Below are 18,895 nucleotides of genomic sequence, written 5' to 3' on the forward strand. Positions count from 1 at the left end.
AGGGTCAAGGAGACCTCCATGCACTTCAAGAAACTCGCTGTCGCCGCGACCTTGCTGATCTGTGCATTGCCGGGCATCAGCCAGGCCCGTGACACCGCGGTGTATCTGCCTTTTGACAAAGCAGTCGCCGAAGCAACCCGCGCCGGCAAAATCGATGGCAGCGTGAAATTCTACCTGGCGGGCAATACCCCGTCTGGCAACGTCACCGTAGTCAGCGCGGGTGCCGTGACCAACAAGAAAACCAACGCCTTCAACAAGTCTGACGAAGTGGCCTGCGAATGGGTCGCGCAATCGGCAATCATCAGCCTGCACCAGGCAGCGAAGAACGCCGGCGCCAATGCCGTGACCAACATCGTCAGCTTCTACAAAAGCAACGAGCGCAAGGATGCCAAGAACTATGAGTGCCACGCTGGGGCGCTCATGGCGGGTGTTGCGTTGAAAGGGGATTTGGCGAAGGTTCAGTAACGCCTGACGCGGACTAATGCTGCTACAGATTGCATTGATGCTTTGAACATCAGGATCAAAAGATCGCAGCCTTCGGCAGCTCCTACATAGATCGGCGTAGGAGCTGCCGAAGGCTGCGATCTCTTAAACGCTGATCACATTCCTTCAACTTTACGCGTCAACAACTCCACAAACGCCCTGGCCATCGGCGATTTCTGATCCTTGCGCTGCACCAGCCACACTGCAGACACGGCCGCCGGATCGAGTAGAGGGCGGTAGACCACGCCATCAATACGCATCCGCTGATAAGACGCCGGCAACACCGATACCCCCAAACCTGCCGCCACCAGCCCGATGATGGTCATCGCCTCGCCAGCCTCTTGCGCGAAGTGCGGGCTGAACCCGGCATCTCGCGCCAGGCTGAGCAGCTGTGCGTACAGACCGCTGCCATAACTACGTGGGAAAAATACGAAGGGTTCGAGGGCCAGCGCCGATAGGAATAAACCGTCTTCGCTGCCGCTCACCAGCGGATGTTTGGAGCTGAGCACCGCCACCAGCGGCTCGCGCATCAGTTCCACCACGCTGAGCGAGTCCGGTAACCCAAGCGGTCGCATAATCCCGACTTCAATCGACTCATCAACCAATGCATCGGCCACTTGGGTGCTGCTCATTTCCCGCAGGTGCAGGTGCACAGCCGGGAAACGCTGGCGAAACGAAAAGATCGCCTGGGGAATGGTCGAGTTGAACGGGGCCGACGAGGTGAAGCCGATCTTCAGTTCACCCAACTCACCGAGTTGTGCCCGCCGCGCAACATCCGCCGCTTTGTCGACTTGAGCCAGCACCAACCGCGCCTCTTCCAGAAACAGCCGACCGGCCTCACTGAGTTCGACCCGACGATTGGTCCGTTCGAATAACCGTGCGCCGACCTCCTGTTCCAGCGCCTGAATCTGCTGGCTCAGCGGCGGTTGCGAGATGCCCAGCACCTGGGCGGCGCGGCCGAAATGCAGTTCTTCGGCGACGGCGATAAAGTAGCGCAGATGGCGCAATTCCATGAAAACTCCATTAGGTCGTAAAACCTATCAAACAGGTCTAACAATATATTGGATTGAATCATTAGGCAGCTATATGATTTTTTCATTGCCTGATCGGCTGCGCCCCTCCGAGGTCCGAAGTGAAAACTGCTGTCTCCCCACTCGCCCATGAAATTCCGCCCACTCCGCTGGACGACGTCGTCACTGAGCTAAGCGAGATCTACATCGAGAAAGGCACGCCGCTGTTCATGCGCACGGTGCTGGCGCTGTTCTCGGGCGGTTTTGCGACTTTTGCCTTGCTCTACTGCGTGCAGCCGATGATGCCGCTGCTGTCCCGCGAGTTTTCCATCAACGCAGCCCAGAGCAGCCTGATCCTGTCGGTCGCCACCGGCATGCTCGCCATCGGCTTGCTGATCACCGGTCCTGTCTCTGATCGCGTCGGGCGTAAACCGGTGATGGTCGCCGCGCTGTTCGCCGCCGCTCTCTGCACCATGGCCAGCGCGATGATCCCGAGCTGGCAAGGCGTGCTGGTGATGCGGGCGCTGGTGGGGCTGTCGTTGAGCGGTCTGGCGGCGGTCGCGATGACTTACCTGAGCGAAGAAATTCACCCACAGCACCTTGGTCTGGCCATGGGCTTGTACATCGCTGGCAACGCCATCGGCGGCATGTGCGGACGGTTGATCGTCGGGGTATTGATCGACTTCGTCAGCTGGCACACGGCGATGCTGGTCATTGGGGGACTGGCACTGATTGCCGCAGCGGTATTCTGGAAAATACTCCCGGAATCGCGCAACTTCCGCGCCCGCTCGCTGCATCCGCGCAGCTTGCTCGATGGTTTCACCATGCACTTTCGCGATGCTGGTCTTCCACTGCTGTTCGTTGAGGCGTTCGTGCTGATGGGCGCGTTTGTCACGCTGTTCAACTACATCGGCTATCGCCTGCTGGCCGAGCCGTATCACATGGATCAGGCGTTCGTCGGGCTGCTCTCGGTGGTGTACCTGTCGGGTATCTACAGCTCGGCGAAAATCGGCGCCCTGGCTGACCAGCTCGGCCGGCGCAAAGTGCTCTGGGCAACCATTGTGGTGATGCTCGCGGGCATCGCCCTGACCATGTTCACGCCGTTACCGCTGGTGATTCTCGGCATGCTGATCTTTACCTTCGGCTTCTTTGGTGCGCATTCGGTGGCCAGTAGCTGGATCGGCCGTCGTGCGATCAAGGCCAGAGGACAGGCGTCGTCGCTGTACCTGTTCAGCTATTACGCCGGGTCGAGTATCGCGGGTACGGCGGGCGGTGTGGCCTGGCACTTGGGTGGGTGGAACGGGATCGGGTTGTTTATTGGCGGGTTGTTGGTGATTGCGTTGTTGGTGGCATTGAAGCTGGCGAAGTTGCCACCGTTGGGTGGTGTGAAGGCCTGACACAAAACCTTGTGGGAGCGGGCTTGCCCGCGATAGCGATGGTCGGCCCAGCACATGTGTTGTATGAGATGACGCCATCGCGGGCAAGCCCGCTCCCACAATGAACTGCATCCACTGCTCATTTTCTGAACCACAAACAAAAACGCCCGGCATAAGCCGGGCGTTTTTTATTGGGCCACGATCACTCGTGATACCGCGCCGACAGTTCATGCACCGCGCGCAGGAACGCACCGGCGTGTTCTGGGTCGACTTCCGGCGTGATGCCATGACCGAGATTGAACACGTGGCCACTGCCCTTGCCGTAGCTGGCGAGGATCCGGCCGACTTCGGTGCGGATGGCTTCTGGCTTGGCGTAGAGCACAGTCGGGTCCATGTTGCCTTGCAGGGCGACTTTGCTGCCGACGCGTTGGCGGGCTTCGCCAATGTCGCAAGTCCAGTCCAGGCCCAGCGCATCCGCGCCAGCGTCAGCGATGCTTTCCAGCCACAGGCCGCCGTTCTTGGTGAACAGGATGACCGGCACTTTGCGACCTTCGTGTTCGCGGATCAGGCCGCTGACGATTTTGCGCATGTAGGCCAGGGAGAACTCCTGGTACGCCGCCGCCGAGAGGCTGCCGCCCCAACTATCGAAGATCTGCACCGCTTGCGCCCCGGCCATGATTTGGCCGTTGAGGTAGCTGGTGACCGTCTGCGCGAGCTTGTCCAGCAGCAGGTGCAAGGCTTGCGGGTTGTCGTAGAGCATGGTTTTGGTTTTGCGGTAGTCTTTCGACGAGCCGCCTTCGACCATGTAGGTGGCCAGGGTCCATGGGCTGCCGGCGAAGCCGATCAGCGGCACGCGGCCGTTCAGTTCGCGGCGGATGGTGCTGACTGCGTCCATGACGTAGCCGAGGTCTTTGTGCGGATCAGGAATCGGCAGGGCTTCGATGTCAGCCAGGGTGCTGACGACTTTCTTGAAGCGCGGACCTTCACCGGTTTCGAAGTACAGGCCTTGGCCCATGGCATCCGGGATGGTGAGGATGTCGGAGAACAGGATCGCCGCGTCCAGTTGTGGGTAGCGGTCGAGCGGCTGCATCGTGACTTCGCAAGCGAACGCCGGGTTCATGCACAGGCTCATGAAGTCACCGGCCTTGGCACGGCTGGCGCGGTATTCAGGCAGGTAGCGACCGGCCTGACGCATCATCCACACAGGGGTGACGTCTACGGGTTGCTTGAGCAGGGCGCGAAGGAAACGGTCGTTCTTCAGGGCAGTCATGTCGGCATCCGGAAAAAAAGTGCGGGCATTTTCTCAGAGCGCGACGTAAAAGGCACGGCAAGAGCCGTTCCTTTTGTCTATCGGGTCAATTTGTCGCGGTGGAACACGGTTTTGGCAACACCTAAAAACCAATGTGGGAGCGGGCTTGCTCGCGAAGGGGCCGTCATATTCAACAGAGATGTTGACTGACACACCGCTTTCGCGAGCAAGCCCGCTCCCACATTTGATCGCATTCCAGTTTTGGAAAGCGATCAGACGCCCAGGTAATCCAGGATCCCTTCGGCGGCATTGCGGCCTTCGAAGATCGCCGTTACCACCAGGTCGGAACCGCGCACCATGTCGCCACCGGCGAAGATTTTCGGGTTGCTGGTCTGGTGCTTGTACTGACCTTGTTCCGGCGCCACGACGCGGCCCTGGCTGTCGGTCTGGATGCTGAACTGCTGGAACCACGATGCCGGGCTTGGACGGAAACCGAACGCGATGACCACGGCGTCGGCTGGGATGATCTCTTCGGAACCCGGGATCGGCTCGGGGCTGCGACGGCCACGGGCGTCCGGTTCGCCGAGACGGGTCTCGACCACCTTCACGCCTTCGACACGATCTTCACCGACGATAGCGATCGGCTGGCGGTTGTAGAGGAATTTCACGCCTTCTTCCTTGGCGTTCTTCACCTCTTTGCGCGAGCCCGGCATGTTCGCTTCGTCACGACGATACGCACAGGTCACCGACTTGGCGCCCTGGCGGATCGAAGTACGGTTGCAGTCCATCGCCGTGTCGCCACCGCCCAGCACCACGACCTTTTTGCCTTTCATGTCGACGAAATCTTCCGGCGACTTTTCAAAGCCCAGGTTGCGGTTGACGTTGGCGATCAGGAAATCCAGCGCGTCATACACGCCCGGCAGATCTTCACCAGCAAAACCGCCCTTCATGTAGGTGTAGGTGCCCATGCCCATGAACACGGCATCGTATTCTTCGAGCAGTTGCTCGATGGTCACGTCCTTGCCGATTTCGGTGTTCAGGCGGAACTCGATGCCCATGCCGGTGAAGACTTCGCGGCGATTGCTCAGCACGGTCTTTTCCAGCTTGAACTCGGGGATGCCGAAGGTCAGCAGACCGCCGATTTCCGGGTTCTTGTCGAACACCACCGGGGTCACGCCGCCACGTACCAGCACATCGGCACAGCCCAGGCCGGCAGGGCCCGCGCCAATTACCGCGACACGCTTGCCGGTCGGTTTGACCTTGGACATGTCCGGACGCCAGCCCATGGCGAACGCGGTATCGGTGATGTACTTCTCCACCGAACCAATGGTCACCGCACCAAAACCGTCGTTAAGGGTGCAGGCCCCCTCGCACAGACGATCCTGAGGACAAACCCGGCCGCAGACTTCCGGCAGGGTGTTGGTCTGGTGCGACAGTTCGGCGGCCTGCAGGATGTTGCCCTCGGCCACCAGCTTCAGCCAGTTCGGAATGAAGTTGTGCACCGGGCACTTCCATTCGCAATACGGGTTACCGCAACCCAGGCAGCGGTGGGCCTGGTCGGCCGACTGCTGGGGTTTGAAGGGTTCGTAGATTTCCACGAACTCTTTCTTGCGTTGACGCAACAGTTTCTTCTTCGGATCCTTGCGCCCGACATCGATGAACTGGAAGTCGTTATTCAGACGTTCAGCCATTGTTAAAACCTCATCAAACTCTTCAGGCGCATATCACTGCGGGTTGGCACGGGTGCTGGAAAGCAACGATTTCAGGTTGGCAGCCTTGGGCTTGACCAGCCAGAAACGACGCAGATAGTCATCGAGGTTTTCAGCGAGGTTACGACCCCACTCGCTGTCGGTTTCCTCGACGTATTCGTTCAGCACGCGTTGCAGGTGGCTGCGATAGGCTTCCATCGCCTCACCGCTGATCCGCTGGATTTCCACCAGTTCGTGGTTGACCCGGTCAACGAAGGTGTTGTCCTGGTCGAGCACGTAGGCGAAACCGCCGGTCATGCCTGAGCCGAAGTTGTAACCGGTCTTGCCCAGTACACAGACGAAACCACCGGTCATGTATTCGCAGCAGTGATCGCCAGTGCCTTCAACCACGGTGTGAGCACCGGAGTTACGCACGGCAAAACGCTCGCCCGCGGTACCGGCGGCGAACAGCTTGCCCCCGGTGGCGCCATACAAGCAGGTGTTGCCGATAATGGCGCTGTCCTGAGTCTTGTAGATGCTACCCTTCGGCGGAACGATGACCAGCTTGCCGCCGGTCATGCCTTTGCCGACGTAGTCGTTGGCGTCGCCTTCCAGGTACATGTTCAGGCCGCCGGCGTTCCACACACCGAAGCTCTGACCGGCAGTGCCTTTGAAGCGGAAGGTGATCGGCGCGTTAGCCATGCCTTGGTTGCCATGCTTGCGAGCAATTTCACCGGAGATCCGCGCGCCGATGGAACGGTCGCAGTTGCAGATATCCAGGGCGAAATCGGCACCGCTCATGTCGTTGATGGCCGAAGTGGCCAAGTCGACCATTTTCTCGGCCAGCAGGCCTTTGTCGAACGGCGGGTTGCGGTCTACCTGGCAGAACTGAGGCTTGTCTGCCGGGATGTGATCGCTGCCCAGCAACGGGGTCAAGTCCAGGTGGTTCTGCTTGGCGGTCTGGCCTTCGAGGATTTCCAGCAGATCGGTGCGACCGATCAGCTCTTCGAGGGAGCGCACGCCTAGCTTGGCCAGCCACTCACGGGTTTCTTCGGCGACGTAGGTGAAGAAATTCACCACCATGTCGACGGTACCGATGTAGTGATCCTTGCGCAGCTTCTCGTTCTGAGTCGCGACGCCGGTGGCGCAGTTGTTCAGGTGGCAAATACGCAGGTATTTGCAGCCCAGGGCGATCATTGGCGCGGTGCCGAAGCCGAAGCTTTCAGCGCCGAGGATCGCGGCCTTGATTACGTCGAGGCCGGTTTTCAGGCCGCCGTCAGTCTGCACCCGGACCTTGCCGCGCAGGTCGTTGCCGCGCAGGGTCTGGTGGGTTTCAGCCAGGCCGAGCTCCCACGGTGCGCCCGCGTATTTGATCGAGGTCAGTGGCGATGCACCGGTGCCGCCGTCGTAGCCCGAAATGGTGATCAAGTCCGCATAGGCCTTGGCCACACCGGCCGCGATGGTGCCGACACCGGCTTCTGCCACCAGCTTCACCGAGACCAATGCCTTCGGGTTGACTTGTTTCAGGTCGAAAATCAGCTGCGACAAGTCTTCGATCGAATAGATGTCGTGGTGCGGCGGAGGCGAAATCAGGGTCACACCCGGCACTGCGTAGCGCAGCTTGGCGATCAGACCGTTGACCTTGCCGCCCGGCAACTGACCACCTTCGCCAGGCTTGGCGCCCTGAGCGACTTTGATCTGCAGCACTTCAGCGTTGACCAGGTATTCCGGGGTGACACCGAAACGGCCGGTGGCGACCTGCTTGATTTTCGAGCTCTTGATGGTGCCGTAGCGCGCCGGGTCTTCGCCGCCTTCGCCGGAGTTGGAACGCGCACCGAGGCGGTTCATGGCTTCGGCCAGGGCTTCGTGAGCTTCCGGCGACAATGCGCCCAAAGAGATGCCCGCGGAGTCGAAGCGCTTGAGCACCGATTCCAGCGGTTCGATCTCGCTGATGTCCAGCGGCGTATCCAGGGTCTTGACCTTGAACAGATCGCGGATCATCGACACCGGACGGTTGTCCACCAGCGCCGTGTATTCCTTGAACTTGCTGTAGTCGCCCTGCTGCACAGCGGCTTGCAGGGTGCTGACCACGTCCGGGTTGTAGGCGTGATATTCGCCACCATGGACGAACTTCAGCAGGCCGCCTTGCTGGATCGGCTTGCGCGGGCTCCAGGCTTCGGCCGCAAGGGCTTTCTGCTCGGCCTCGATGTCGACGAAACGCGCGCCCTTGATGCGGCTTGGAACGCCACGGAAGCTCAGGTCGCAGACTTCTTCAGACAGGCCGATGGCTTCGAACAACTGCGCACCGCGGTACGACGTGATGGTCGAGATGCCCATCTTCGACAGGATCTTCAGCAGGCCTTTGGTGATGCCTTTGCGGTAGTTCTTGAACACCTCATAGAGGTCGCCCAACACTTCACCGGTTCGGATCAGGTCGCCCAGCACTTCGTAGGCCAGGAACGGATAGACCGCCGAGGCGCCGAAACCGATCAATACCGCAAAGTGGTGCGGATCGCGAGCAGTCGCAGTTTCCACGAGGATATTGGAGTCGCAACGCAGGCCTTTCTCGGTCAGGCGGTGATGCACCGCGCCGGTAGCGAGGGAAGCGTGGATCGGCAACTTGCCCGGGGCAATGTGACGGTCACTCAGCACGACCTGGGTACGGCCGGAGCGCACGGCTTCTTCAGCCTGATCGGCGACGTTGCGGATGGCCGCTTCGAGGCCGACGCTTTCGTCGTAGTTGAGGTCGATGATCGCGCGCTCGAAGCCCGGGCGATCGAGGTTCATCAGCGAGCGCCACTTGGCCGGGGAAATGACCGGCGAGCTGAGGATCACGCGCGAGGCGTGTTCCGGCGACTCCTGGAAAATGTTGCGCTCGGCACCGAGGCAGATCTCCAGCGACATGACGATGGCTTCACGTAGCGGGTCGATCGGCGGGTTGGTGACCTGCGCGAACTGCTGGCGGAAATAGTCGTACGGCGTGCGCACGCGCTGGGACAGCACGGCCATCGGCGTATCGTCGCCCATCGAGCCAACGGCCTCGTAGCCTTGCTCGCCGAGCGGACGCAGCACCTGATCACGTTCTTCGAAAGTGACCTGGTACATCTTCATGTACTGCTTGAGCTGATCGACGTCGTAGAACGCCGAACCATGGTCGTTGTCTTCCATGGTCGCCTGGATACGCAGGGCATTCTTGCGCAGCCATTGCTTGTACGGATGACGCGACTTCAAGCGGTTGTCGATGGCGTCGGTGTCGAGGATCTGACCGGTTTCGGTGTCCACGGCGAAGATCTGGCCCGGACCGACACGGCCCTTGGCGATCACGTCTTCAGGCTGGTAGTTCCAGACACCGATTTCCGAGGCCAGGGTGATGAAGCCGTTCTTGGTGGTGACCCAACGCGCAGGACGCAGACCGTTACGGTCGAGCAGGCACACCGCGTAACGACCGTCAGTCATTACCACGCCGGCCGGGCCGTCCCACGGTTCCATGTGCATCGAGTTGTATTCGTAGAACGCACGCAGGTCCGGGTCCATGGTTTCGACGTTCTGCCACGCAGGCGGAATGATCATCCGCACGCCACGGAACAGGTCGATGCCACCGGTGACCATCAACTCGAGCATGTTGTCCATGCTGGAGGAGTCGGAACCTACACGGTTCACCAGCGGGCCGAGTTCTTCCAGATCCATCAGATCGTTGGTGAACTTGGTGCGACGGGCCACGGCCCAGTTGCGGTTGCCGGTGATGGTGTTGATCTCGCCGTTGTGGGCGAGAAAACGGAACGGCTGAGCCAGCGGCCATTTCGGCAGGGTGTTGGTCGAAAAGCGCTGGTGGAACACGCAAATCGAGGTCTGCAGGCGCTGGTCGCTGAGGTCTGGATAGAAGGCGGTCAGATCCGCCGGCATCATCAGCCCTTTATAAATGATGGTCTTGTGCGAAAAGCTGCAGACGTAGTGATCGGCGTCGGCGGCGTTGGCCACGGACGAGCGACGACGGGAGGTGAACAGCTTGACGGCCATGTCCTGATCACTCAGGCCATCACCGGCGATGAACACTTGCTCGATCTGCGGCAGGCGCTCAAGGGCCAGGCGGCCAAGCACGCTGGTGTCGATCGGCACTTTGCGCCAGCCGACCAGTTGCAGACCGGCGGCCAGGATCTCGCGGTTCATGTTCTCGCGAGCGGCTTCGGCTTTGACCGGGTCCTGGTTGAAGAAGACCATGCCCACCGCATATTGCTTGGGCAGTTCGACGCCGAAGGTTTCCTGGGCAATCGCACGCAGGAACACATCCGGCTTTTGAATCAGCAGACCGCAACCGTCACCGGTCTTGCCGTCGGCGTTGATCCCACCGCGGTGGGTCATGCAGGTCAGGGCCTCAATGGCCGTTTGCAAAAGGGTATGACTGGGCTCGCCCTGCATATGGGCTATCAAGCCGAAACCGCAGTTATCCTTGAATTCATCTGGTTGGTACAGACCTGCTTTCATAGACACTTTCTCACCAGGCTGCCTCTTATCGAGGCAAATTTCTTTTCAATTCAGCCAGTTACCATCCACGCCGAACGTACGCCAGCTTTGCGGGGGCAAAAGGGAGGTCATTGTACACACCGACACTGAGGCTCACAAATTTGACGACGAAATGTCGCAAATCTATGTCGCATTTGTGAAAGGTTTAAAGCGATATGCTGTGCTAGTCAAAACTTTTTTTAATTTTGACCGCAACGACTCAAAGACCACTGTGACGCAGACACCACAAGGCACGCGCCCTTGCGGGCAGCGCGCACTTGCAGAAATTTTGAGGTGCTTGGAGAGGCGGCCTGGGTAAGGCCGCCGAATCTTCAGCGAGTTGTTGCCAGTTCCTGTTGGACGCTGGCGACAGTGCGAGGCCAAGGTTTACCAGCCTGAACCTTCGCTGGCAAGGCCTTGATGGCGGTAACGGCTGCATCGCGGTTAGCGAAGCTACCGTAGGTGATGACGTAAAGCGGCTTGCCGTTGAGTACTTTCTTGAAATAACGGTACTCGCCGCCCTGCTCCTTGACGAAGCTTTGCGCGGCCGATTCGGAGCTGGTGCCGAGGATTTGCACCACGTAGTTACCCGGCGCCTGGCCTGCGTACCAGCTGCCACCGGCGGCTTTGGCCACAGTGGCTGGCTTCTCGGCAGGTTTGACAGCGGCGGCCGGCTTGGCGGGCACTGGAGCCGGTTTGGCAACAGGTGCAGGCGCTGGCACTGGCTTGGCTGTCGCGACCTGAGTCGGCGCTGGAACCGGTTTGGCGGCAGGCGTTGGCGTTGGCGTTGGCGCCGGACCCGGCTGGATGCCGGCAGGCGGCGCAGTGGTGGTCACGGTTGGCGGTGTAGCGCTGGAACCTTCGACCGGCACACCGTCGTCGCCTTCGGTGATACCACCGGCGGCTTCGGCCAATGGACCACGCATCACCGGCTGCGAGTTGCCGACCAGTGGTAACGGCATTGGCTGCGAGTTACCGGCGAATTCCACGGCGGGAGCGCCACCGCCATCAGGTTGTGGCGTGCCCTGACCCAGCGGCAGTTGTGCCTGTTCATTGGCAGGTGCGCCGGTGGTCGGTGCTTTGCTGCGACCCGGCATCAACCAGGCGGCGGCTACCGCGACCACGACTACGGCGGAAATCGCCAATACGTGTTTCTTCGGCATGTTGAACCCCATACTTGGACGCTTGACCGCTGAGCGGCTGGCAATCATGGCTTCGATCATTGCATCGCGGGCGACCTGATTGATGTTGCCAGGCCAACCGTCGGAGCTTTCGTGAATATCAGAGATCTGATCCGCGGTGAAAAGTTCGATACCCCGACCGGCGCCTTCTAGACGCTGATCCAGATATTCGCGGGTTTCTTCTTCGGTATAAGGCTGCAATTCGATGACGTGGAAGCGCTCTTCCTCCAGGCTCAACGCGTCAAGCTGAGCAATCAGAGAGGACTCGCCAAACAGGAACACGTGCGGGCGACCTTCCGGCGCACCAGCGGCCAAAGCCAACAAGGCTTCCAGCGCAGATTCGTCGAGTTGCTCGGCATCGTCGACCAGCAAATAGACTTCCTGCCCCGTGAGGGCAAGCTGGACCACTTGGGCCAGGATCGCGCCAATTTCGGCCTGCTCGACGTTCAGCGCCTGAGCCACCTGACGCAGCATACCGGCTGCATCGCCGGCGCCACGGGCGGAAACCACCACGCTCTGCACTGACTGTTTGTTGGTGCTGGCCACCAGGGCCTGACGCAACAGGGTTTTGCCGCTGCCTTGAGGGCCAGTGACCACCAGCAACAACTGGCTGTAACGGGCCAGATGATGCAGTTGCCCCAGCACCGGTTTGCGCTGGGCCGGGAAAAATTTGAAGCCAGGCACCCGTGGAGCGAAAGGGTCATGACTTAACTGGTAATGGCCGAGGAAAGCCTCGTCGGCATGCAAACTAGTCATCGGGATCTTATTAACCTTTAAGCTGAGCCAGGGCGCGGTAATCCGCTCCCAGCGTGGCCTGTAAAACCTCTTTCGGATAATCGTCGGTCACCACTGCTTCGCCCATGTGGCGCAGCAGCACCAGGCGCAAACGACCGTCGATCACTTTCTTGTCAATTGCCATGTGTTCGAGAAAATCGGCTTCGGTCATCTCTTCCGGCGGGATGACCGGCAGGCCGGCACGCTGGAACAGGCGAATACCGCGATCACGCTCCTGCTCGCTGATCCAGCCCAGGCGCGCGGACATCTCCAAAGCCATTACGGTGCCAGCAGCGACTGCCTCGCCATGAAGCCAGACACCATAGCCCATGTGGGTTTCGATCGCGTGGCCGAAGGTGTGGCCCAGGTTCAACGTGGCACGTACGCCCGTCTCTTTCTCGTCGGCACCGACCACAGCAGCCTTGGCTGCGCAGGAGCGTTCGATGGCGTAAGTCAGGGCGGTCTGATCCAGCGCTCGCAGGCGATCGACGTTTTCTTCGAGCCAGGTCAGGAATGGCTCATCGCAGATCAGCCCGTATTTGATGACTTCCGCCAGCCCGGCAGACAGTTCGCGGGGCGGCAGGGTGTTGAGGGTGGCGGTATCGATCAGCACCACATTGGGCTGATAGAAAGCACCGACCATGTTCTTGCCCAGCGGGTGATTGATCCCGGTCTTGCCGCCCACCGAGGAGTCGACTTGCGACAACAACGTGGTCGGTACCTGGATGAAATCGACGCCACGCTGGTAGCAGGCGGCTGCAAAACCGGCCATGTCACCGATCACGCCGCCACCGAGGGCGATGACCGTGGTGCGGCGATCGTGCCGTGCAGTCAGCAGGCCGTCGAAAATCAGTTGCAGGGTTTCCCAGGTCTTGAAGGCTTCGCCGTCGGGCAGCACCACGGAAATCACCGAGAACTGTGCAAGACTGCGGGTCAGACGCTCGAGATAGAGCGGCGCGACGGTCTCATTGGAGATGATCGCCACCTGCCGCCCGCGGATATGCGGGGCCAGCAGCTCAGGCTGATCCAACAAACCTTCGCCAATATGAATCGGGTAGCTGCGCTCGCCTAGATCGACCTTGAGTGTCTGCATGTGTCCCCACAGTGAAGATGGAATCAGGCGTCCTGCCTTGAGTTTACGAATTCCATGGCGTCTGCTGGTGTGACGCCATTCGGTAGCCAGCCGCCACAACCTTGAGCGGCTGCGACAGGACGCCGAGGATAGCGCATTTCGCGCCGCGCATTAACGGGGCGGTAGCTGCTGCAAGCGTTCGAGGATGTCGAGCACCACCATTCGCGGCGGCCGCTCATCGGTTTCCACCACCAGGTCGGCGATTTCCCGATACAGCGGATCACGGATCGCCAGCAAGTCCCGAAGGGTCTTGGCCGGATCAGCGGTGCGCAGCAATGGCCGATTGCGGTCGCGAGCCGTTCGGCCGACCTGCTGCTCGACCGACGCATGCAGATAGACCACTCGACCACCGGCGTGCAGCGCTCGACGATTGGCTTCGCGCATCACCGCGCCGCCGCCAGTCGCCAACACCACGCCATCGCACGCGCACAGCTCGGCAATCATTGCCTGCTCGCGGTCGCGAAAGCCCGGCTCGCCTTCCTTATCGAAAATCCACGGGATATTGGCGCCCGTGCGCAATTCAATTTCCTTATCGGAATCTTTGAACGGCAGGCGCAGCTCTTTGGCCAGCAAACGGCCGATGGTGCTTTTTCCAGCCCCCATCGGTCCAACAAGAATCAAATTTCGCACAGAATCAATGACTCACAGCAATCGCCTGATTGTTCATGATACGCGGAGTGAGAAAGACCAGCAGCTCGGATTTTTTCTCCGAAACCACGTCACGCCGGAAAAGGCGGCCAAGATACGGCACATCACCGAGAAATGGCACCTTATCTACAACCTTGCTCTGAGTATTTGAGAAAACCCCACCAATGACGATGGTCTCGCCGTCGTTTACCAACACCTTGGCGTTGACCTCGTTTTTCTTGATCGGCGGTACATCCTGCACTTTGTTCAGGTAGTCCGGTTCGTCCTTGGTGACTTTGACCTCCATGATGATGCGATTGTCCGGCGTGATCTGCGGGGTCACTTCCAGGGACAGCGAAGCCTCCTTGAACGACACCGAGGTGGCGCCGCTGGAGCTGGCTTCCTGATAGGGAATCTCGGTGCCCTTGAGGATTTTCGCGGTTTCCTTGTCGGACGTGACCACCTTGGGCTGCGAGACGATTTCCCCGTTGCCGGTTTTCTCCATGGCCGAAAGCTCAAGATCCAGCAGCACATTGTCGGTAATGAAGGCGATGCCGATCCCGGAGGTATTGGCAGACGTCCCCAGATCGACGAACGGCGAGTTGGTACTGGTGCTGCCCGGCGTACCAATGGTGGTCGAAGATCCGTTGACCCCGGACGTGTTCCAGTTACCCTTCTGCACCGAACCGCCCCAGCGTACGCCAAGGCTCTTGTCGTAATCGACGTTGGCCTCGACGATGCGCGCCTCGATCATCACCTGACGCACCGGAATATCCAGTTGTGCAACGATGCGACGCAGTTCGTCGAGTCGATCCTGGGTCTGGTAGGCAATGATGTTGTTGGTTCTCTCATCGACAGTGATTGACCCTCGCTCGTCGATTTTCGCCTCGGCGCTGGTCACCGACTGGAACAGCTTGGCGATATCGGCGGCCTTGGCGTAGTTGACCTGTAACAGCTCGCGACGCAGAGGCGCCAGTTCGGCGATCTGTTTCTGCGACTCCAGTTCCTGACGCTCTCGGGCAGCGATTTCATCAGCCGGCGCCACCAGCAGCACGTTACCAATCTTGCGTTTATCCAGGCCTTTGGTTTTCAGCACCAGGTCCAGCGCCTGATCCCACGGCACATTCTGCAGACGCAACGTGATACCGCCCTGCACCGTGTCGCTGGCGACCAGATTGAGATTGGTGAAATCGGCGATCAGTTGCAGCACCGAGCGCACATCAATGTCCTGAAAATTCAGCGAGAGTTTTTCGCCGGTGTAGGCAAAGCGTTCGGCGTTGCGCTTTTGCAGGTCATCGACAGTCATCGGCCGGATGCTGACGGTCAATTTGTTGTCGGTCTGATAGGTCGAATAATCGAAGGCGCCACTGGGCTCGATACTGATAATGGCCCGATCGCCCGTGGCGCTGGCGTTGACGAACTGCACCGGCGTGGCGAAATCCTTGACGTCGAGGCGTACACGCAACCGTTCAGGCAGTTGGGTCCTGCTGAAACCGACGATGATTTTGCCATCGCGCTCCTGGATGTCCGGGGCGATGGACGGATCCGACAGATCGATGACCACATTGCCCTCACCCTGGGTGCCGCGCTGGAAATCCACGCCCCGGATGGCTTTACCCACGGGCGCATTGACCCTCGCGGGCGCTGGTGTCGCAGTGGCTGCGCGCGGTGCGCTGACGGCCGATTTGGGCGCCTTGCTACCGGCCCCTTGCCCGACAACCACGAACAGATTGTTGCCTTCGACGCGGGTGTTGTACGGAGTCAATTGAGTCAGGCTGATGATCAGCCGTGTACGGTCCTTGGCCTCCACTACCGTGGCGCTGCGGGCATTGCCGCCGCCCAGGTCCCGGTTCTTGTTCGCCAGCTGACTGGCGACTCCCGGCAGGTCCAGCGCAATCCGCGCAGGCTGCTCTGTCGTGTAACCGTGGGGCTGCGGTGGCGGCCCATCGAACGACAACTTCAACTCGACACGGTCACCGGGCAGCGCGGCGACATCCAGCGCTTTGAGGTTGGCCGCCACTACCATCGGCGACAGAAACGCTATCCATAGCGAAATACCGAAGGTTGAGAAAATCCTGTTCATTATTCGAGTTCCACTATGAGTGCTCTTTCAAAGGGATGGTTCGCGGCCGTTCCAGCCAGGCACCTTCGCCATCGGGAACGATTTCGACCACGTCGACTTGCGAACCGCTGATGGCGACGATCCGTCCATCGTTACGCCCCAGGTAATCGCCGACTTTCAGCCGATGCACACCGCCCGCCCCGCGCAACAGCGCAAAGGAACCGGCTGCATTGGAGAGGGTGCCGACCATTTCAAATTGCTCGATATTGAAGCCTTCGAGGTACTGCTTGACCCGGTTGGGGTCGGGTTTGACGTTACGCGAGCCGTGCTTCTGGCCGGCCAGATCGACTCTGACCTGCCGGGAGAACGGGCTACGCAGGTTGGCAGCGTTGTAGGTGAATGTCGGGTAAGACCGGAATGTCGGCGTTGGTTCAATCTTGCCAGGTGCACGCAGGCGCACTTCGTTCAGGTAGGCGTCCAGGTCGCTGAAATCATTGTCGCCGCCACAACCGGCCAGGATAACCAGACACATAACCATCGACAGGCAACGAATCGGGCTCATTTCTGCAACCCCTTGTCGTTGTAGCGATAGGTTTTGGCAAGGATGCTCATGCGTAACTTCGGACCGCCATCAGGATTGGCCGGCGCCAGGTCGAAGTCATGCAGGGTGACGATCCGTGGCAGCCCGGCCACGCCGCTGACGAAAGTAGCCAGGTCGTGATAGGCGCCGGTGACGGTGATCCGGATAGGAAGCTCGATGTAGAACTGCTGGGTGACCTCCGGGAGCAGCTTGATCTCTTCGAACTCCAGGCCGCTGCCCAGGCCGGTGCGGGTGATGTCCTCCAGCAGGCCGGGCACTTCGGTGTCGCTGGGCAATTGCCGTAACAACATGCCGAAGGAATTCTCCATTTCCTTCATCTGCTGGGTATACAGCTCCAGATTCGCCGCCATGTGGGCTTTGGTCGCGAATTGCTCCCTGAGCGTCGACTCTTCCTCGTGCCTGAGTTCCAGGTGGTTTTGCAAATCGCTGATCAAAAAGATGTAGCCCAGGGCCAGCACCAGAACCATCAGCAGGACACTCGCCAGGACCTTGATCGCCGCTGGCCAGGAACCCATGTTGTTGGTGTCCAGATCATTGATGTCGATCTGGCGTAACCCTTCGAACCACTCGGACGGCTTCATTTAGCGCCCCCCAAAACTGTTGGCTGAGTCTGACGGACGGTCAACTGAAACACATTGGCCTGATCCAGCTGACCAGCGGTGGTCGCCTTGACCTCCGTAAGGTTGGGCGCATCGAACCAGTCGGACGCATCAAGATTGCGCATCAGATCCGAAACACGATTGTTGGACTCCGCTGCGCCGGTGATGGACAACGTCTTGCCGACCATTTTCACTTCAGTGAAATAAACTCCGTCCGGCAAGGTACGCGCCAACTGATCGAAGATCCTCCCGCTGATCGGCCGGTTGCCTTGCAGGTCCTGAATAATGCGCATGCGCTCGACCAGTTGCTGTCGACGGGCCTTCAGGTCGCTGATCTGTTTGATCCGCTCGTCGACCACGGCAATCTGCTTGCCGATGTAATCGTTACGGGCGACTTGCCGATTAATGGCGCCGTTAATGACCTGATCCGCGATCAGCAACGCACTCACTGACCCCAGCAGCACACCGACCAACGCCAGTAAAAAGCGTTTGCGACGCCCTTCGCGCAACTCTTCACGCCAGGGTAAAAGATTGATCCGCGCCATCAGTCGAAACTCCTGAGGGCCAGCCCGCAGGCGATCATCAGTGCCGGAGCATCGCTCGCCAAGGCACCGGCGTTGACCTTGCTGCTCAGGGTCATGTCGGAGAATGGATTGGCGACCTGGGTCGGCGTACCCAGTCGCTGCTCGATCAATCGCTCCAGCCCGGGGACCGAGGCGGTGCCGCCGGCCAAGAGGATGTGATCGACCGAGTTGTACTGGCCGGAGGCAAAGAAGAACTGCAATGAACGCGACACCTGCTGCACCAACGCATCACGAAACGGTTGCAAGACCTCGCTGACATAATCGTCCGGCAAACCGCCCTGCTTCTTCGCCAGCCCCGCCTGCTCGACGGTCAGGCCATAACGACGCTGGATTTCTTCCGTCAGTTGACGGCCACCGAACAATTGTTCGCGGGTGTAGATGATCCGCCCGTTGTGCAGCACGCTCAGGGTGGTCATGGTGGCGCCGATATCGACCACCGCCACGGTCAGACGCTCCTGAGAAGCGGCCAACTGGGTTGCCAGCAGGCCGAACGATCGCTCCAGGGCATAGGCTTCGACGTCCACCACGCGCGCGGTCAGCCCGGCCAGAGCCAGGGCCGCTTCACGGACCTCGACGTTTTCTTTGCGACACGCCGCCAGCAGCACATTGACCCGCTCGGGGTTGCGTGCCGACACGCCTTGCACTTCGAAATCGATCGCCACTTCGTCCAGTGGATAAGGAATGTACTGATCGGCCTCGATCTTCAGCTGGTTTTCCATCTCGTCGTCGGAAAGACCGGCGTCCATCTCGATGGTCTTGGTGATCACCGCCGAACCTGCCACCGCCACGGCAACGTTCCTGAGACTGGTTTTGGCCTTGGCCAGCACGCGCGCAAGAGCCTGCCCCACGCCTTCGAGCTCGGCGATATTTTTCTCGACCACGGCACTCGCGGGCAGCGGTTCGACCGCATAGGCCTCGACCCGGTACCGGTCGCCCTGGCGACTTAGCTCCAGTAGCTTCACCGACGTGGAGCTGATGTCGATCCCCAGAAGCGTATTGGCTTTTTTATTGAAGAGTCCTAGCACTACC

14 protein-coding genes are annotated in these 18,895 nt (G+C 59.9%); 2 read left to right on the plus strand and 12 right to left on the minus strand.

Annotation, left to right across the window (positions count from 1 at the left end; translation table 11 throughout):
* The first annotated feature begins 18 nt into the window (after nt 1-18).
* Entirely contained in the window at nt 19-465 is a 447-nt protein-coding gene (locus F6R97_RS12345) for a hypothetical protein (protein ID WP_048396078.1), read from the plus strand.
* Between the two features lie 134 nt (nt 466-599).
* Here F6R97_RS12345 and F6R97_RS12350 read toward each other — a convergent pair whose 3' ends face one another.
* On the minus strand, nt 600-1,496 hold the full coding sequence (locus F6R97_RS12350) for a LysR family transcriptional regulator (protein ID WP_038978617.1): 897 nt from the start codon (nt 1,494-1,496) through the stop codon (nt 600-602).
* A gap of 152 nt (nt 1,497-1,648) precedes the next feature.
* Here F6R97_RS12350 and F6R97_RS12355 point away from each other — a divergent pair, with 152 nt between their 5' ends.
* Nucleotides 1,649-2,890 (plus strand): MFS transporter, encoded by a 1,242-nt coding sequence (locus F6R97_RS12355; RefSeq protein ID WP_390176097.1) that lies wholly within the window; start codon nt 1,649-1,651, stop codon nt 2,888-2,890.
* Between the two features lie 181 nt (nt 2,891-3,071).
* Here the strand turns inward: F6R97_RS12355 and hemE are convergent, their stop codons facing one another.
* The 11 genes from hemE to F6R97_RS12410 form a co-directional block, all read right to left on the minus strand.
* Nucleotides 3,072-4,139, minus strand: a complete 1,068-nt coding sequence (hemE, locus tag F6R97_RS12360) for a uroporphyrinogen decarboxylase (protein ID WP_038978615.1) — start codon at nt 4,137-4,139, stop codon at nt 3,072-3,074.
* A 251-nt stretch (nt 4,140-4,390) separates the two neighbouring features.
* Nucleotides 4,391-5,809: an FAD-dependent oxidoreductase gene (locus F6R97_RS12365; protein ID WP_038978614.1), complete on the minus strand. Its 1,419-nt coding sequence runs from the start codon at nt 5,807-5,809 to the stop codon at nt 4,391-4,393.
* 33 nt (nt 5,810-5,842) lie between these two features.
* The gene (gltB, locus tag F6R97_RS12370; RefSeq protein WP_038978613.1) at nt 5,843-10,288 is read right to left on the minus strand and encodes a glutamate synthase large subunit; all 4,446 of its coding nucleotides are present in this window, start codon (nt 10,286-10,288) and stop codon (nt 5,843-5,845) included.
* 350 nt (nt 10,289-10,638) lie between these two features.
* The gene (locus tag F6R97_RS12375) at nt 10,639-12,243 is read right to left on the minus strand and encodes an AAA family ATPase (protein WP_315866617.1); all 1,605 of its coding nucleotides are present in this window, start codon (nt 12,241-12,243) and stop codon (nt 10,639-10,641) included.
* A gap of 10 nt (nt 12,244-12,253) precedes the next feature.
* Complete coding sequence (gene aroB, locus F6R97_RS12380) at nt 12,254-13,354, minus strand: 3-dehydroquinate synthase (RefSeq protein WP_038978611.1); 1,101 nt, start codon at nt 13,352-13,354, stop codon at nt 12,254-12,256.
* A gap of 150 nt (nt 13,355-13,504) precedes the next feature.
* Complete coding sequence (aroK, locus tag F6R97_RS12385; RefSeq protein WP_032830073.1) at nt 13,505-14,023, minus strand: shikimate kinase AroK; 519 nt, start codon at nt 14,021-14,023, stop codon at nt 13,505-13,507.
* A gap of 4 nt (nt 14,024-14,027) precedes the next feature.
* The gene (pilQ, locus tag F6R97_RS12390) at nt 14,028-16,103 is read right to left on the minus strand and encodes a type IV pilus secretin PilQ (protein WP_038978610.1); all 2,076 of its coding nucleotides are present in this window, start codon (nt 16,101-16,103) and stop codon (nt 14,028-14,030) included.
* Nucleotides 16,104-16,116: 13 nt separating this feature from the next.
* Nucleotides 16,117-16,644: a pilus assembly protein PilP gene (locus F6R97_RS12395; protein WP_038978609.1), complete on the minus strand. Its 528-nt coding sequence runs from the start codon at nt 16,642-16,644 to the stop codon at nt 16,117-16,119.
* A complete protein-coding gene (gene pilO / locus F6R97_RS12400; RefSeq protein ID WP_315866618.1) occupies nt 16,641-17,264 on the minus strand; it encodes a type 4a pilus biogenesis protein PilO in 624 nt (207 codons plus the stop codon). The genes F6R97_RS12395 and pilO overlap by 4 nt, the downstream gene beginning before the upstream one ends.
* Nucleotides 17,261-17,827, minus strand: a complete 567-nt coding sequence (locus F6R97_RS12405; RefSeq protein WP_038978607.1) for a PilN domain-containing protein — start codon at nt 17,825-17,827, stop codon at nt 17,261-17,263. Before F6R97_RS12405 ends, pilO begins: the two co-directional genes overlap by 4 nt.
* On the minus strand, nt 17,827-18,891 hold the full coding sequence (locus F6R97_RS12410; protein ID WP_007899221.1) for a pilus assembly protein PilM: 1,065 nt from the start codon (nt 18,889-18,891) through the stop codon (nt 17,827-17,829). The genes F6R97_RS12405 and F6R97_RS12410 overlap by 1 nt, the downstream gene beginning before the upstream one ends.
* Between the last annotated feature and the right edge of the window lie 4 nt (nt 18,892-18,895).

The sequence above is a fragment of the Pseudomonas sp. JV414 genome (genome assembly GCF_032424305.1).
GTDB classification, from domain to species: Bacteria; Pseudomonadota; Gammaproteobacteria; order Pseudomonadales; family Pseudomonadaceae; genus Aquipseudomonas; species Aquipseudomonas lini.

What these genes read in the sequence shown, in the direction of transcription:
- F6R97_RS12345 (WP_048396078.1), top strand. Translation starts at nt 19, where the DNA reads ATGCACTTCAAGAAACTCGCTGTCGCCGCGACCTTGCTGATCTGTGCA.
- F6R97_RS12350 (WP_038978617.1), bottom strand. Translation starts at nt 1,496, where the DNA reads ATGGAATTGCGCCATCTGCGCTACTTTATCGCCGTCGCCGAAGAACTG.
- hemE (WP_038978615.1), bottom strand. Translation starts at nt 4,139, where the DNA reads ATGACTGCCCTGAAGAACGACCGTTTCCTTCGCGCCCTGCTCAAGCAA.
- F6R97_RS12365 (WP_038978614.1), bottom strand. Translation starts at nt 5,809, where the DNA reads ATGGCTGAACGTCTGAATAACGACTTCCAGTTCATCGATGTCGGGCGC.
- gltB (WP_038978613.1), bottom strand. Translation starts at nt 10,288, where the DNA reads ATGAAAGCAGGTCTGTACCAACCAGATGAATTCAAGGATAACTGCGGT.
- F6R97_RS12375 (WP_315866617.1), bottom strand. Translation starts at nt 12,243, where the DNA reads ATGACTAGTTTGCATGCCGACGAGGCTTTCCTCGGCCATTACCAGTTA.
- aroB (WP_038978611.1), bottom strand. Translation starts at nt 13,354, where the DNA reads ATGCAGACACTCAAGGTCGATCTAGGCGAGCGCAGCTACCCGATTCAT.
- pilQ (WP_038978610.1), bottom strand. Translation starts at nt 16,103, where the DNA reads ATGAACAGGATTTTCTCAACCTTCGGTATTTCGCTATGGATAGCGTTT.
- F6R97_RS12395 (WP_038978609.1), bottom strand. Translation starts at nt 16,644, where the DNA reads ATGAGCCCGATTCGTTGCCTGTCGATGGTTATGTGTCTGGTTATCCTG.
- pilO (WP_315866618.1), bottom strand. Translation starts at nt 17,264, where the DNA reads ATGAAGCCGTCCGAGTGGTTCGAAGGGTTACGCCAGATCGACATCAAT.
- F6R97_RS12405 (WP_038978607.1), bottom strand. Translation starts at nt 17,827, where the DNA reads ATGGCGCGGATCAATCTTTTACCCTGGCGTGAAGAGTTGCGCGAAGGG.